Below are 16,226 nucleotides of genomic sequence, written 5' to 3' on the forward strand. Positions count from 1 at the left end.
ATTACTGTTGAACGATAGATCAACTTCCGATACACAAATGGCAGAACCTGGATTGTTTTTGTTTGCTTACGATTAGAATCCGATTCCTAAAAAAAGATATACATACGATGGATGCGATTTGTCATCCTTCAGGATACTAGTGACACCATAAGCATATCCAACTCTTGCACTTACAATGAGCACATCAACATCCAGCCCAAGTGTAGGATCGAAGTGAAAGCCGGTAAATTCGTCCTCCGAAATTCCAAGTTCATCATCAGCTTGTTTACTTACAACAAAGCCCGGCAATGCGCCTGCAAAAGCACGAATGTTAAATGCATTATTTGTAGTTGGTAACAAACTCAGTCCAACTAAAAGCGGAACCTTGATTTCAGAATACGAAATATTGCCGATCTCAGCGTTGCTTATTGATGCAACAGTGGAAGCAAAATGATAATAGTATAAACCTGTTTGCCACCAAAAATGTTTGCCCCGCATATAAGAAAGGCCAATCTGGTAGCCGATTTTACTATCCGTCACAAATTCATTTTCATCTACAACTGGCTTATTCCAATTCAGACCTAATTGAAAAGAAATCTCACTTTTTTTATCGCTACTGCTTTTTTCATCTTGAGCAAATAGAGCATTCTGAAAGAAGAGTCCCGAGGTTAACAGGAGGATGAAGAAAAATCGTTGCATGTTGATTAATTTTATTTGTGAAAGTGCGATTGAAAATCTTTTAATGTTCAGTCGCAAATTTGGTAAAAATAGCTTGCATTAATCACTGACCTTGAAATTCAGCAAGTCATATCGCAGACAATTATTGAATACTCAATCAGCTCAGCACTTATAATTTCTTTCAATTCCATTCACTACATTAGCGCTCGTGCTTTAATTTTGCATTGTTCGGAACAATTGCCGGAGCATTCGGACGCACAGATTTTCATCCTATACTTTTCACTTACTAAATCAATTATCCTCCATGAGTTGGGTTACCCAGATGTTCACTTCTACCCTCGGAAGAAAATTTGTAATGTCACTTACCGGACTTTTTCTTTGTTCGTTTCTCATTGTTCACTTAACCGGAAACCTGCTTACGCTTGTGCCTGATAATGGACTCACCTTTAATGCATTTACCCATTTCATGGAAAGCAATATCCTCATCAAGATCATGGAGGTGGTGCTTTTTGCAGGTTTTATTATTCACATTATTCAGGCGGCAGTTATCTCGTATAAAAACAGGGAATCGCGACCGGTTAAATATGCCGTTTCTGCGGGAACTTCCAACAGTACCTGGTATTCGCGCAACATGGGAATTTTAGGCGTTATCATTCTAATTTTCCTGGTGATTCACCTAAAAGATTTTTTCTACGAATTAAAATTTGGTGATGAAGATTTCGGTGTAGATGCAAACGGAAATGTGAACCTGTTTAAAGAAACGGTAGGAGCATTTGGCTCGTTTCCCTATGCGCTACTTTACTTCGTAGCGATGTTCGGATTGGGTTATCACCTGTGGCATGGATTTCAAAGCGCGTTTCGCTCATTGGGACTTATGCATACTAAGTATACTCCCGCGATTGAAGGTCTTGGAAAATTTTACACCATCGTCATCACCGGTGGATTCATGTTTTTGCCTGTTTACTGGTATTTGGTTCAACAGTTAAAATGATTCGTCAGCAATGGCTTTAGATGCAAAAATTCCTGCTGGTCCGCTGGAAAGTAAATGGACAACTTATCGCTCTACCGTTAAACTGGTGAGTCCTGCAAACAAGAGAAAATTAGATGTGATTGTAGTAGGAACCGGTCTGGCCGGCGCTTCCGCTGCAGCATCACTGGCTGAGCTGGGTTACAATGTAAAAGTTTTTTGCTTTCAGGATAGTGCACGCAGGGCGCATTCTATTTCCGCGCAAGGCGGTATTAATGCTGCCAAAAATTATCGCAACGACGGCGACAGCATTTATCGACTGTTTTATGATACTATAAAAGGTGGTGACTATCGTGCAAGAGAAGCCAATGTATATCGGCTTGCTGAAGCAAGTGTGAGTATTATTGATCAATGTGTAGCACAAGGTGTTCCGTTTGCACGTGAATATGGTGGGTTGCTCGACAACCGTTCATTCGGTGGTGTGCAGGTTTCACGAACGTTTTATGCTCGTGGTCAAACAGGACAACAATTGCTGATTGGTGCTTACCAGGCATTAGAGCGTCAGGTAGGTTTGAAGAATGCGGAGTTGTACACGCGGCATGAAATGCTGGAAGTGGTGATTAAGAATGGCAAGTCCGTCGGCATCATTGTGCGTGATTTGGTAACCGGAGAAATTCAGCGGCATGGTGCACATGCTGTCGTGCTCGCAACGGGCGGCTATGGAAATGTTTTTTTCCTTTCTACCAATGCAATGGGTTGTAATACCACTGCTATCTGGCGCGCTTATAAGAAAGGGGCTTATTTCGGCAATCCATGCTTCACACAAATACATCCTACGTGTTTACCGCAGCACGGCGATTATCAATCGAAGCTTACACTGATGAGTGAATCGTTGCGGAACGATGGACGTGTTTGGGTGCCAAAGGCAAAGGGAGAAAAACGTAAAGCAGCAGATATTCCTGAAGCTGAACGCGATTATTATTTGGAAAGAAAATATCCATCTTTCGGAAATCTTGTGCCACGTGATATCGCGTCTCGTGCGGCAAAAGAAGTTTGTGATGAAGGTCGTGGCGTAGGTTCAACTGGTCTCGCTGTCTACCTCGATTTTGCAGATGCCATAAAAAGGTTAGGCAAGGAGGTGGTAAGTGCGCGTTATGGTAACCTGTTTGAAATGTATGACAAGATCACTGCAGACGATCCATACACAACTCCGATGATGATTTATCCGGCAGTGCATTATACCATGGGAGGACTTTGGGTGGATTATAACCTGATGACTACCGTACCTGGTTTGTATGCTACAGGTGAATGTAATTTTTCTGATCATGGTGCAAACAGGCTTGGTGCTTCTGCATTGATGCAAGGTTTAGCAGATGGTTATTTTGTTTTGCCTTATACCATTGGTGAATATTTGTCGGGTGAAATCTTATCAGGAAAAGTGGATACCAACAGCAGTGAGTTTGCAGATGCGGAAGCAGACGTGAGAAAACGTCTTTCCGCTTTCGTAAATAACAAGGGCACGAAGTCAGTTGATTATTTCCATAAGCAATTAGGAAAAGTGATGTGGGATGATTGCGGCATGGCGCGTAACCGTGAAAGCTTAACAAGAGCTGCATCTGAAATCGCAAAAATTAAAACTGCTTTCTGGAGTGATGTACGTGTTCCGGGTACGGAAAACGAATTCAACCAGGAACTTGAAAAAGCATGTCGTGTAGCAGATTTTATTGAGCTGGGACAACTGATGGTACAGGATGCGCTGGCACGTGAAGAGAGTTGTGGAGGCCACTTCAGAACAGAATTCCAGACAGCGGAAGGCGAAGCATTGCGCCGTGATGATGGGTTCATGTATGTGAGTGCTTATGAATTTAAAGGAGAAGATGTGTTGGCGGAGTTGCATAAGGAGGAGTTGAAGTATGAGGTGGTGCATCCGACGCAGAGGAGTTATAAGTAGTAATTAATTGTTAAATTGTTTAATTGTTAAATTGTTGGGGTCAGTGGGTTGATGAAGTGGATTTTTTTGCGTAAGGATTTTATTGGAACTATAAATATTGATTTTATGGAAAATCAAAAGAAATTCATGAAGCTTAGTGATGTGGAAGCTTACCGGATAGCTTTTCACTTAAGTAATTATATCTGGGATGTAGTGAGGAGTTGGGATTCATTTGCAAGGAATAGCATTGGAAGTCAATTTGCAAATGCAGCAGATTCCATTTCCGCAAATATTGCTGAAGGCTGGGGCAGATATGGTAAGAGAGATAAAGTGAAACATTACAGAATAAGCCTTGGAGAAACTACGGAATGCCTGGATTGGAATCAGAAATCAAAAGTGAGAACACTTTTGAAAGATGAAGAGTACGATCATATTTTTACGGAACTTAAGAAATTACCCAAAGCAATTCATTCATAAATTTCACCAATGAAAATTTAAAAGAGTAATTCAACGAAACTATCTGAAGAGGCTGCATAACAATTAAACAATTAAACAATTCAACAATTACCGATGCAACTAACCCTAAAAGTCTGGCGCCAGAAGAATCGAGATGACAAAGGAACCTTTGAAACCTATCAGCTCGCCGATGTGGATGAGCATGCTTCTTTCCTGGAGATGTTTGATGTGTTGAATGAACAGTTGATCAATGAAGGAAAAGATCCGGTTGCTTTCGATCATGATTGTCGCGAAGGAATCTGTGGCACCTGCAGCATGGTGATCAACGGCCGCCCTCATGGACCGATGAAAGCTACCACCACTTGCCAATTGCACATGCGTCATTTTAAGGATGGTGATACGATTACTGTTGAACCGTGGCGTGCGAAAGGATTTCCAGTATTACGCGATCTTGTGACTGACCGGACTTCTTTCGATCGCATTATAGCGGCAGGAGGATTTGTGTCTGTTAATACGGGACAAGCTGCTGATGCGAATGCCATATTGATTGAAAAAGAAAAATCTGATCTCGCTTTTGAAGCGGCTGCCTGTATTGGATGTGGTGCCTGCGTAGCTGCCTGCAAAAATTCTTCCGCCATGTTATTCGTGGGTGCAAAAGTTTCACACCTGGCTTTGCTGCCGCAAGGTGAACCGGAACGTGGACAAAGGGTGCTGAATATGGTAGCGCAGATGGACCTCGAAGGATTTGGAAGTTGTACCAATACACTTGCATGCGAAGCGGAATGCCCAAAAGAAATTTCCGCCATGAATATCGCGCGCCTGAATCGTGAATATCTGTGGGCTAGTATGACTGAAAATAAGTGATTGAGTAAATCAGCATGCATTACATTTTAAATTTTCGCGTGAAGGCCACAACAAGGCTTCACAACAATCTCTTGCCAATTATAACTCCTGAACTTTCCAGAAAAAAAAAAAAAAAAAAAAAACCAAAAAAAAATTCAAAGGCTACAACACTCTTCCAATAACTCACTTTAGAACAAACAATCTAAACATCATAAACCCTATAAACTTTTCAAACTCTTTGCTGAGCACAGCAATAAAATAGTCTGAGAGAAAACTTCCAAAAAGAAGACATGAACAACGCAAACAATCACGATGAGCGCTTTGCAAAAATGACATTCGCGACCGTATATCCGCTTTATGTAACAAAGGTGGAGAAGAAAGGCAGAACAAAAGATGAACTGTACCAGGTGATAGCGTGGCTAACAGGGTTTGATGAAAAAAAACTGCAAACACTCATTAAAGAAAAAGTGACTTTTGAAACATTCTTTCAAAGAGCCACCTTAAATCCTAATGCTGCGCTAATTACCGGTGTAATCTGTGGTTATCGGGTGGAAGAAATCAAAAATCCGTTAACGCAACAAGTAAGGTATTTGGATAAGCTGGTAGATGAGTTGGCGAAAGGCCGGAAGATGGAAAAGATTTTACGTGTTGCTTAGTGTGACCGATGAATGATTGAATAACTTTTCACTTAACATAGAAAGGGCAAACGCACTGCTTATAACCTATCGGGACATAACTTCCTAAATGTATTTGCTTCCTGAATCAATTAGCGATTACTAAAATTATCTTTAGCTACGAGAGGATTTATCTTAGTCCAAATTAACCTGCTACAATGTCCATATTACACCGCTTGCCATTACTATTCAGCCAATAGATTTGCAGTATAAAATTTAGTTTGACAATTTTAATTCAGTAACAGACAATTATTGTTCAAACGATCATCAAAAACCAATACTCATGGAGAACAAAAATTTCACAACAACTATTCTGGTTGACAATACACCGGAAGAAGTTTTCAATGCGATCAATAATGTTCGTGGATGGTGGAGTGAAAACATTGATGGCAACACCGATAAACCGGACGCGGAATTTCTATACCACTATAAAGATGTTCATATCTGTAAAATGAAGATCATTGAAATGGTGCCGGGCAAAAAAGTTGTTTGGCTGGTGTTGGAAAATCAATTCAATTTCACAAAGGATCAAAGTGAATGGAAAGGCAATAAAATATTTTTTGAAATTTCTGAAAAGGATAACCAGACGCAACTTCAATTCACACAATCTGGTCTGACACCTGAATATGAATGCTATAATGTTTGCCAGGATGCATGGACAAGTTACATACAAGGCAGTATAAAGGATTTAATTACAACGGGAAAAGGAAAGCCCAACACGAAAGAAGATGATTCGCTTAATAAGGAACTCATAGAAAAATGGGGACTCCCGAAAAAATAGTTTTTGTATAACCGTAATGCCTCGTTATTTGTATAAAATTCCGGATTGTGTTTCCAGATTGGAATACTAATGTCCGGTATTGATGGAGTCATCGGATGATTCAACACATTTTGTCTCTTGCCAATTGTTTTTAATTCATCAGATGACTTCCCATTCCATTCAATCTCAAAATTTTTGCAGCAAGGAAAATTTATTTGGTGGCCCTCAAAGCGGCACCCTTTTTCCGTACCTTTCTGTCGCTTCGAATAAGCTTTTTCGTTAACCGGCGGATTTAAAATGATAGCAAAAAATAAATTATTGAGAATGGATAATGTAGGCATCGTAGTGGAATCACTCGACAATGCCATTTCGTTTTTCACTGAGATAGGGTTGAAGCTCGAGGGAAGAGCCACTATCGAAGGAGAGTGGGCTGGAAGAGTAACCGGACTGGGTTCTCAGTGTGTAGAGATTGCTATGATGGTTACGCCTGATGGGCACAGCCGGCTCGAACTTTCGCGATTTCTAAGTCCGGCTACTATAGCTGATCACAGAACTGCTCCTGTGAACGCACTCGGTTATCTTCGTATCATGTTCACTGTTGAAGACATTGACGAAATGGTGTCCAGGCTCATCAAGCATGGTGCTCAACTCGTTGGAGAAGTAGTTCAGTATGAGAACACTTACCGGCTATGTTACATTCGCGGGGCTGAAGGGATTCTTATTGGACTGGCAGAAGAACTTGGTAATAAATAAGGAAAGGGGCATGTTATGGCCCGGCGTTCAATGCTCAACTTTAGTTGATAAATTCAACAATACATTTTCAATGGGAATTTGATCTTGGCTGAACGTTCCATGAATTGCCTTCACAAATGCCAGGACGTTGCAAACCGTTTATGTGAGCCAGCTGGTTTTCAAAAATTCTAACTATAAGTATTAAAAATGAAGCAGGAAATATCTATAAGAATCATTTTGGAAAACCCACCGGCAGGAGTTGACTTTGGCATTCAAATGGGTAAGGGAAATAACTATGAAACAATACAAAAGCAAAGATCAAATAAGGCAGATCTCTGCTTTGAATTTAAAGTTTTGCTAAAGGAATCTAAAACGTCTTTACCTGATTTTGCAGGTCCTTATGTTCATGGAGCTTCAAAAGAACGGTTCATTTATATAGACATAGGTACAAATGCCGGACAGATAGATTCAGTCTGGAGTCGTCGGTTGAAAATTCCACTGCGTGATATCTCATCTGAAACAATCAAACTATTATTGGATGACGCTTCATTACATCTGGAGACGAAAGTTCCCGGAACAGGTAAAGATGGAGGTCCCAATTGCGCAACCGTAAAACCTTTCCCGGGCTGGCATTTGATTCCGGGGTTATAAAGAAAATAGTATCCAAAGGACAATGCATGTCAAGGCTGGACATGTAAACTTCTTTATTAAAATGATTCATTTGATGAGGTGAAGACGTCAACTGCCTTAGAAAAGTGATTAGATTTGTGATGCGCTCCTCTGCGCCTGTCGTTATGCGAAACCTGATTTTTTTGTTGCTGTCTTTATCCCGTTTCCCTGCTTTCAGTCAGGATGATCCGCTTAGAACTGATTGGGCAAATCTGAACAAGTATGCTGCCGCCAATCAAAAGTTGTTGCCTCCTTCAGCGAATGAAAAACGGGTGGTGTTTATGGGCAACTCCATTACGCAGGGATGGTTAGAAACAGACAGCGCTTTTTTCAGCAACAAGCCGTATATCAACAGAGGCATCAGCGGACAGACCACTTCACAAATGCTGGTTCGGTTTCGAGATGATGTTATTGAATTAAAACCTGCGGTAGTGGTGCTGCTTGCAGGAACGAATGATATCGCTGAGAACACAGGTCCTATTTCGCTTGAAAACATTTTCGGCAATATTGTTTCAATGGCAGAACTTGCTATTGCCAATAACATCCGCGTTGTGCTGTCTTCTGTGCTTCCTGTTTTTGATTATCCATGGCGACCGGGATTGCAACCTGCGGAAAAGATTGTCACGCTGAACAAGATGATTAAAACCTTTGCCGATAAAAACAAACTGGTGTACGTGGATTACTATACTTCGATGGTGGACGAAAGAAAAGGGTTGGACAAAAAATATGCTGATGATGGCGTTCATCCAACGCTGATTGGATATAAGGTGATGGAACCTTTGGTGGAGCGTGCGATTGCAGAAGCCTTAAAGCAATAGTAGGTTATTGTCTTCACATTCGATGGAATACCAGGAAAGATTGAATTTAATAAACACTTTGAAAAGGATTAAGAAATGAAACACACTTACACTTTCCTTTTAATATTGTTGGCCAATACGGTTTTTGCTCAACTAACACCTGAAATTACTTCATGGAAAATCAACACAACAGGTGCAACAGGTTATGCAGGAATTTTGACCAATGTGCAGCAAGTTCAATATTCAACTAACAATGTTTATGTAAGTGCTACCTGTATTCCGGATTATACAATCGGTCCGTGGACAGCAAATCCAAATATTCCGGAGAACAAAAATTTTGTTTTTAAAATCACCCGTAATCCGGTTCAAAATACCGGCACTTTAACAAATACACCACTGGGACACGTGGGTGTTTGGAGTAATGGCGTAAGTATTTTTAATCCGAAGGATGGAATGAGTTATAACAATGCAGGCGTCTGGAACAGAGATGCACTTTACTATGAAGGGATAAGTTTTGATAATTGTTTGGGACACCCGAATGCGCAAAGTGAATATCACCTGCACGTAAATCCAACTTGCTTGTATAATGATGCAGACAGTACACAACATTCGCCCATCATCGGATATGCTTTTGACGGATTTCCTGTTTATGGTGCATATGGTTATGCCAACACAAATGGAACCGGGGCAATTAAAAGAATGACCAGCAGTTATGAAATGAATACAGGAACAACAAGAATAAACGGACCTGCTGTAGATGCAACCTATCCATTGGGTGCTTTTATTGAAGACAGAACTTTTGTAAGTGGTGCCGGAGATTTAGATATTCACAATGGAAGATTTTGTGTAACACCTGATTATCCCGATGGGATCTATGCATATTTTGTAACTATTGACGCGAATTTATATCCTGTTTATCCATATGTCTTAGGACCAACTTATTTCGGTATCGTGCAAGCAGGCAATACTGGTCCGAATAGTGGACATAACATCATAACAGAAACGGTGGTAACCTACACACCAGGTGCTGCAGGGATTTCTACTATTGACCAAAAAATAGCATTCGAATATTATCCAAATCCAACTAATGATTACCTGACAATATTTGTTGCACCGGGTGAAAACAATAATTTAGCTGCACAATTATTAAATGCATCCGGACAAATAGTGCATTCAGAAAAGAATATTCAACCGGCAGTTCCCTATATAATTAATGTAGAAAATTTATCAAGCGGAATTTATTATTTGAAGTTACAAGGAAATACAAAATCGGCAGTACAAAAAATAAGTATTGAGCATTAGATTGGCAGGAGGATGGCGTCGCTGGTAATGCTTTATATTTAATTCCATTTATCACTGATGCGGTTATATACTTTTATTTGAGCCAGTTAGTTGAATAGAACTCTAAATGCTTTGTGTGACCGAAAAGACAGACCTTGCAATTTTTAAAAGTTAGTTTGACAATTATACTTTTCTCCCTGTTAACGATTTTGACACAGGTGGGAGGATTTGTTTATTTGCTTTCACTTTTGACATACAGATTTATTGACACGTGGACAAGCAACAGTTTTCTAAAAGTTACTATCAGGTTCACATCCTTTATGATGCTTTATTTACTGACGACTTTCATAATTGTTCCCGCTCTTGCAAAATCCTTGGGACGAGTTCCACTACCATTTACTGAAACGAAGCACCTGCGACCTCTAAACATTTTGACTTGCTTTCTTAACCGTAACTACGTCAGACCAGAGCTAAGACAATCAGCATTTGAAGTGGCAACGCAAATGAATAACCAATTCCCGGGGACAACCGTAAATTATTTGGATGCTAACTTTCCGTTCATTAACAATTTCCCTCTTCTTCCTCACCTTAGTCACAATGATGGTAAAAAAATTGACCTTTCTTTTTGTTATCGTGATGCCAAGACAGGTGAATCAACAAATAAGTGTCCTTCATTTATTGGTTACGGAATTTGTGAAGAGCCCTTACAAAATGAAAAAAACACGGCTGCATTTTGTGCCGGGAAGGGCTATTGGCAATATAGTTTTTTGACTAAAGTTATTTCGCAAGACAGCAAAAAGGATTTTGCTTTTGACAGTGACAAGACAAGAGAATTAATAAACTTTTTTGTAACCCAGCCTTGCATTGGGAAAATTTTTATGGAGCCACATTTAAAGACACGTTTAAAATTAACTTCAGACAAAATAAGGTTTCATGGTTGCCAGGCGGTTAGACATGACGATCATATACACGTGCAATTAAAATGACGGACAGAAGGAAAATGATTTTAAATAACGGCATTAGCAAAACAACAAAAGCACTGCTTATTTGCGGACAAACAGGTTGCATTTTATTTATAGCGATGTTTCTTATTCAGGGACAATTACGCGAAGGTTATACGCCCTTAAAATTTCCAATAAGTTCTTTGTCAATCGGACAATTTGGATGGATTCAAATAACCAATTTTATAATCTCCGGCGTATTAATATTTTTATCCGCGATAGGATTTAGACAGGCTACACCATCATTAAAAAATTCAATCTGGATATCACGACTAATAGGAGCAGTCGGATTTGGTTTGGTTGGTGCCGGACTTTTTTCTTCTGATCCTGTATATGGTTATCCGACAACAGAACCTCTTGCTGTTGCCCAATTCACGATTCACGGGCATCTTCATGACTTCTTTTCAATTATCGTTTTTGTGTGTTTACCAATCGCAATTTTTAAAATGCGAAACCGGTTTAAAGAAGCAAATAATAATAGCTGGGCAGCATATTCATTCTTATCAGGAATTGGTATTCTGACATTTTTTATTCTCGCCGGCATTGGATTTAAACAGGTGAGAGGGTTAGTTGAACTTGCTGGCGTATTGCAAAGATTGAGTATTATAATTGGGTGTGTATGGATGGCGGCAATATCATTCTTAATAATAAAAAGCTCCAGACAAATTTGACAAAGGAGAAGGTTTAATGGAAATGAGGTAAGCAGCAAAGTGTTAGCGGTAATGCCGCGAAACATGAAACGATAAGCAACCAACGACAAATTATAAACTGAAATGGAGTTAAAAATTATAAACCTTCACGAAAATAAAAATGACAAGATTTTCGGTTCAGAAGACTGCCAGGCCTTACTAAGCATGTACGAGGATTATTACCCAAAAATTGGATTCAATGTGCCTTGGGTTGGATATTTCATCATCAGAGAAAATAGAATCGTTGGCTCTTGCAGTTTTACAGGACAACCTTTTAATGGAAAAGTTGAAATTGCTTATTGGACATTTGAAGAATTTGAAGGAGAAGGAATTGCTTCTTTTGCGTGCAAAGAATTACTTTCCATCGCAAAAAAGGCGAACCCTAATCTGACAATCACAGCAAAGACAGCTCCTGAACATAATGCTTCAACTAAAATTTTGGAGAAAAACGGATTTCAATTTTCTGAAGTGGTTCAAGATGATGAAATCGGAGATGCCTGGTTATGGATACTTAATGAAGAACTCAGCTAACATTAAAATGAACGCGAATAAGTGAACAATGAAAAAAGTAAAGATTTTTCTTTTGGTAGTTGGTGGACTCGTCCTTATCTATTTCGGCGCAAAAACATATAGAAGTATTTCTGTCGTGGACAAACCAACAGAATTAAAGACCGGCCATTTTATTATTTCTTATCAGGGAATCTATCCGGAAGAAGCGCAGGAAGTTGGAGAAACTCTTGAAAAAAACTATGACAGGATTCGGTCCAGGTTAATTGATCCTGACCATGAGATGATTTGGGTATTTATTCATCCGACAAAGGCTGATTTTAATATAGGAACAGGTCTTTTGAGCAGTACTGCAAATGGGACAAGCAGAGGCCCTGACGAGTTTCATATACTCTGGACAAACTGGTTCAACAGTATTCTTCCCAATGACCCTATAAAGACAGCCCTTCATGAATTTACGCATTGTGTTCAGTTGAACATTCTTATAAAGGAAGAACAGGAGAAATGGGGAAATGCGAGCAAAGGAGATTTTGACAAAATGTTTGAAGAGAAGTTTATCAAGGAATATCCTCAATGGTTTTGGGAAGCTATTTGCGATTACGAAGCTGGTATGGTAAATAGCATCAGTGTACAATATGGAATGAGAAAGAACCTTACCCTTAAGGATTTAAACAGCAGTAATCAGATTTATAATGTTGGCTACACCATTATTGAGTATATAGTGGAAAAATGGGGTGAAGACAAATTGCCGGCTTTAATTACATCTTACGTTGACATTGAAACCGTTTTGGGTGTAAGTGAATCCGACTTTGAGAAAGGTTGGGTGGAGTTTGTTACTGAAAAATATTAGTGCCTAAAATCAAAGATTGTCAGCATCAGTTGTAATTATAATAGCTCAACTAAAACAAGAATTTATGGCAATGGAAAAAAACAGCGAAAAACCCAAGTTTGACGGACAGGGTGCAACCCCGTTTGCTCAGACATACTTTCATGGGACAAGAGCTGAGCTGAAAGTTGGTGATTTGCTTGAAGTGGGATTCAATTCAAATTATGGAAAAAGAAAAAATGCGAAATATATTTTTCTGACCGGTACGCTGGACGCTGCCATCTGGGGAGCTGAACTTGCATTTGGCGAAGGAAAGGAAAGAATTTATTTAGTAGAACCTACAGGCTTAATTGAAGATGATCCTGACTTGACGGATAAAAAATTCCCCGGTAATCCCACGAAATCTTATCGGTCAATGCATCCATTCAGAGTTGTCGGAGAAGTTTGTAATTGGCAAGCACATCCAAATGAACAAGTTAAAGTAATGAAGGATCATCTTGCACTACTCAAGCAACAAGGGATTGATTCATTAAATGATTAAGATTCGAATGGAAAAAGTTCTCGTTTCCCCAGGATAAACAAGCGTAACCTCATTAACAATCTAAACACGCTAAACCATCTAAACTTTTCAAACCATTCAAACTTCTCCCTCGTTGTTTCAGCTCCCGAAATAATTGTAATTTGCGTTACTACTTAAAATTACCATGCAGGGTTATTTCATGCCATCTTATCGAAGAATTCCAGCAATCGTTTTATCGGTTGTTTTCAGTTTGGTATTTTTTTCAAATGCTAATGCTACGCACAACCGTGCAGGAGAAATCATCTATAAGCATCTTTCCGGATTTACGTACCAGGCAACCATTATTACTTACACCAAGGAAAGTTCTGTAGCCGCAGACCGCGACAGCCTCGAAATAGTTTGGGGTGATAACACAAGGGATACCCTGGCCAGGTCAAATGGCGGTGGGAATGGTGTATACATCGGCAACGACATCAAATACAATGAATACACAGGAGTTCATACGTATCCGGGAATGGGATCCTACGTGCTTTCGATGACAGATCCCAATCGCATCACAGACATCATCAATATCAATGGCGGAAATTCAGTGAATGAGCCTTTTTACATTGAGGATACGCTGAAGATTCCTGATCCGCAGTTTTATGCATTTAACAGTTCGCCGATCTTATTGAATCCGCCGATAGATTTTGGCAATGCTTTTCAGACCTTCATCCACAATCCGAATGCGTATGATCCGGATGGCGACAGTCTGACCTTTGAATTTATTGTTCCCAGGAAAGGAGCAAGTCTTCCGGTTCAAAACTATGTAGACCCTAACCAAATTCCAGGCACACCTGCCGGACAAACATTTACTATCGATCATGCAACAGGTGAAGTCGTCTGGTCTACACCAATCTTCTGTGATATTTACAATTTTGCAATCCTTATCAAGGAATTCCGCAAAGGAATTTGCATAGGAACCATGGTGCGTGACATGGAAGTTATCGTGAATTGTACTAATAATAATCCACCGGTAATTGCAGCAATATTTGATACCTGTGTAATTGCAGGTGCAAAGCTTGAACTGGAAGTTGTGGCCACTGATCAGGATGTTGGTCAACATGTAACCATGACTTCGAATGGCGGTCCTTATGAATTAGCGATCAGTCCGGCTACATTTTCCTCGGTGTCAGGAACCGGTGAAGCAGTGGGAAATTTTGAATGGAACACCACCTGCGATCATGTGAGGGGACCTTTTTACCAGGTAATCTTTAAAGCACAGGACAGTTATTCAGTTCCATTAGTTGATATTAAAAACTGGCTGATTACTGTAGTGGCACCACCTCCGCAAGGTGTAGTAGCAGTGCCCAGCGGAAATGATGTGCTGGTTTCGTGGGCCAATCCTTATGCCTGTGCGGGTACGGCGCGTTTCATTGGATTTTCAGTATGGAGAAAAGAGGGCAGTAATCCGTTTGTAGTTAATAATTGTGATGTGGGTTTAAATGGAAAGGGATACATAAAAATTGCACAATACCTGGCAGATTACCAGTTTCTTGATGTGAATGCTGAAAGAGGAAAATTGTATTGTTACCGTATTCTTGCAGAGTTTGCTGATAAGACACCTGAGCCTGCCGGTTTCTATTATAATAATGTTGAAAGTCTTCCATCTCCGGAAGCATGCGCGCAGCTTTTGAAAGAAGTGCCTGTGATCACCAATGTAAGCGTGACCACTACAAGCACCAATAACGGAACTATGTACATCGCCTGGTCAAAACCGAGCCCGCTTGATCTTGACACGCTTCAAAATCCTGGTCCGTATAAATATGTAATCTGGCGATCGGTCGGTATGCCCGGAGGCCTCCTGCAACGCATAGATTCATTCAGCGCACTAACCTTTGGAACGCTAAACGACTCGACCTATAATGATGATGGGTTGAATACTTTGGATAATCCATATTCGTATAAAATAGGTTTTTATTCAAACGGAAATTTTATCGGTGAAACAGAAATAGCTTCCAGTGTTTTTGTGAACACAACAGGAATTGATAATGCTGTGCTGGTTGACTGGACTTTAAATGTGCCCTGGCAAAATGCATACTATGCTGTTTACCGTAAAAATTCCATTGGAACATTTGATTCGATTGGAGTAAGCACAACATTGAGCTATACTGATGGATCGTTGGCCAATGGAGTGGAACAATGCTATTACGTAAAGAGTGAGGGCAGCTATTCGGCGCCCGGTTTTATTAATCCGATCATAAATCTTTCTCAGCAAGTTTGTGATGTTCCGGTAGATTCTATTGGTCCTTGCGCACCGGCACTTAACATCAAGAACCTTTGCAATACAGAGAACTTTGCGCTGACAGGTTTTACCAATGAACTGATCTGGAATAATCCAAACCATACCTGCGCAGATGATGTAATCTCCTTCAATGTATATTTTGCAGGCACTGCAGATCAGCCTCTGGCATTGATCGGTTCATTGAGCGATACCTTTTTTATTCATACGCAGGACAACACTATTGCAGGTTGTTATGCAGTGGCTGCCGTTGATTCTTATGCGAATGAAGGCCCGAAGTCCTCTGTGGTTTGTGTTGAAAATTGTCCGGTGTATGAATTACCGAATGTATTCACGCCTAACGGTGATGAAAGAAATGATTTGTTTCATCCCTTTCTGCCGATACGTTTTGTAGAGAAAATTGACATAAAGATTTTTGACCAGTGGGGAGCTTTGGTCTTTCAGACCACAGATCCTTTTATTGGCTGGAACGGAAAAGATCTGAAGACAGGAAAGGATGTTGCAGCCGGCACCTACTATTATGTATGTGATGTTTTTGCGAATGGTGATGCAAAAGCATTTCCCACTTTGAGCGGATATATTCATTTGTTCAGGTGATGGATGCCTGGATTTGCAAATGGAGCCAGCATATTCAGC

The 16,226-nt window shown here is 40.1% G+C and carries 17 protein-coding genes; 16 read left to right on the forward strand and 1 reads right to left on the reverse strand.

From position 1 onward, the window contains the following. Nucleotides 1-72: 72 nt before the first annotated feature. On the reverse strand, nucleotides 73-678 hold the full coding sequence (locus IPO83_13770) for a hypothetical protein (GenBank protein MBK9732320.1): 606 nt from the start codon (nucleotides 676-678) through the stop codon (nucleotides 73-75). 283 nt (nucleotides 679-961) lie between these two features. Here IPO83_13770 and IPO83_13775 point away from each other — a divergent pair, with 283 nt between their 5' ends. The 16 genes from IPO83_13775 to IPO83_13850 all read left to right on the forward strand — a co-directional run bounded on the left by IPO83_13775 (nucleotide 962) and on the right by IPO83_13850 (nucleotide 16,187). Beyond that, nucleotides 962-1,648, forward strand: coding sequence for a succinate dehydrogenase cytochrome b subunit (locus IPO83_13775; protein MBK9732321.1), 687 nt, complete (start codon nucleotides 962-964; stop codon nucleotides 1,646-1,648). Between the two features lie 10 nt (nucleotides 1,649-1,658). Further along, nucleotides 1,659-3,575 (forward strand): fumarate reductase/succinate dehydrogenase flavoprotein subunit, encoded by a 1,917-nt coding sequence (locus tag IPO83_13780; protein ID MBK9732322.1) that lies wholly within the window; start codon nucleotides 1,659-1,661, stop codon nucleotides 3,573-3,575. A 105-nt stretch (nucleotides 3,576-3,680) separates the two neighbouring features. Then, on the forward strand, nucleotides 3,681-4,031 hold the full coding sequence (locus tag IPO83_13785) for a four helix bundle protein (protein MBK9732323.1): 351 nt from the start codon (nucleotides 3,681-3,683) through the stop codon (nucleotides 4,029-4,031). 93 nt (nucleotides 4,032-4,124) lie between these two features. Beyond that, nucleotides 4,125-4,874 carry a succinate dehydrogenase/fumarate reductase iron-sulfur subunit gene (locus tag IPO83_13790; GenBank protein MBK9732324.1) on the forward strand — a complete coding sequence of 250 codons (750 nt, stop codon included), beginning with the start codon at nucleotides 4,125-4,127 and terminating at the stop codon, nucleotides 4,872-4,874. Nucleotides 4,875-5,143: 269 nt separating this feature from the next. After that, complete coding sequence (locus tag IPO83_13795; GenBank protein MBK9732325.1) at nucleotides 5,144-5,509, forward strand: DUF2200 domain-containing protein; 366 nt, start codon at nucleotides 5,144-5,146, stop codon at nucleotides 5,507-5,509. A 301-nt stretch (nucleotides 5,510-5,810) separates the two neighbouring features. Then, nucleotides 5,811-6,308, forward strand: coding sequence for an SRPBCC domain-containing protein (locus IPO83_13800; protein MBK9732326.1), 498 nt, complete (start codon nucleotides 5,811-5,813; stop codon nucleotides 6,306-6,308). Between the two features lie 279 nt (nucleotides 6,309-6,587). After that, entirely contained in the window at nucleotides 6,588-7,040 is a 453-nt protein-coding gene (locus IPO83_13805) for a VOC family protein (protein MBK9732327.1), read from the forward strand. Nucleotides 7,041-7,226: 186 nt separating this feature from the next. Then, entirely contained in the window at nucleotides 7,227-7,670 is a 444-nt protein-coding gene (locus IPO83_13810) for a hypothetical protein (protein ID MBK9732328.1), read from the forward strand. Nucleotides 7,671-7,813: 143 nt separating this feature from the next. Next, nucleotides 7,814-8,506: an SGNH/GDSL hydrolase family protein gene (locus IPO83_13815; protein ID MBK9732329.1), complete on the forward strand. Its 693-nt coding sequence runs from the start codon at nucleotides 7,814-7,816 to the stop codon at nucleotides 8,504-8,506. A 75-nt stretch (nucleotides 8,507-8,581) separates the two neighbouring features. Continuing rightward, a complete protein-coding gene (locus IPO83_13820) occupies nucleotides 8,582-9,787 on the forward strand; it encodes a YHYH protein (protein ID MBK9732330.1) in 1,206 nt (401 codons plus the stop codon). Between the two features lie 134 nt (nucleotides 9,788-9,921). Next, nucleotides 9,922-10,752, forward strand: coding sequence for a hypothetical protein (locus tag IPO83_13825; GenBank protein ID MBK9732331.1), 831 nt, complete (start codon nucleotides 9,922-9,924; stop codon nucleotides 10,750-10,752). 14 nt (nucleotides 10,753-10,766) lie between these two features. After that, nucleotides 10,767-11,438, forward strand: coding sequence for a DUF998 domain-containing protein (locus tag IPO83_13830; protein MBK9732332.1), 672 nt, complete (start codon nucleotides 10,767-10,769; stop codon nucleotides 11,436-11,438). Nucleotides 11,439-11,540: 102 nt separating this feature from the next. Further along, the gene (locus IPO83_13835) at nucleotides 11,541-11,987 is read left to right on the forward strand and encodes a GNAT family N-acetyltransferase (protein ID MBK9732333.1); all 447 of its coding nucleotides are present in this window, start codon (nucleotides 11,541-11,543) and stop codon (nucleotides 11,985-11,987) included. 28 nt (nucleotides 11,988-12,015) lie between these two features. Further along, nucleotides 12,016-12,813 carry a hypothetical protein gene (locus IPO83_13840; GenBank protein ID MBK9732334.1) on the forward strand — a complete coding sequence of 266 codons (798 nt, stop codon included), beginning with the start codon at nucleotides 12,016-12,018 and terminating at the stop codon, nucleotides 12,811-12,813. A 70-nt stretch (nucleotides 12,814-12,883) separates the two neighbouring features. Next, complete coding sequence (arr, locus tag IPO83_13845) at nucleotides 12,884-13,330, forward strand: NAD(+)--rifampin ADP-ribosyltransferase (protein MBK9732335.1); 447 nt, start codon at nucleotides 12,884-12,886, stop codon at nucleotides 13,328-13,330. A gap of 163 nt (nucleotides 13,331-13,493) precedes the next feature. Then, the gene (locus tag IPO83_13850; protein ID MBK9732336.1) at nucleotides 13,494-16,187 is read left to right on the forward strand and encodes a gliding motility-associated C-terminal domain-containing protein; all 2,694 of its coding nucleotides are present in this window, start codon (nucleotides 13,494-13,496) and stop codon (nucleotides 16,185-16,187) included. Nucleotides 16,188-16,226: the final 39 nt, after the last annotated feature.

The sequence above is a fragment of the Chitinophagaceae bacterium genome (assembly GCA_016717285.1).
Classification (GTDB): domain Bacteria; phylum Bacteroidota; class Bacteroidia; order Chitinophagales; family UBA10324; genus JACCZZ01.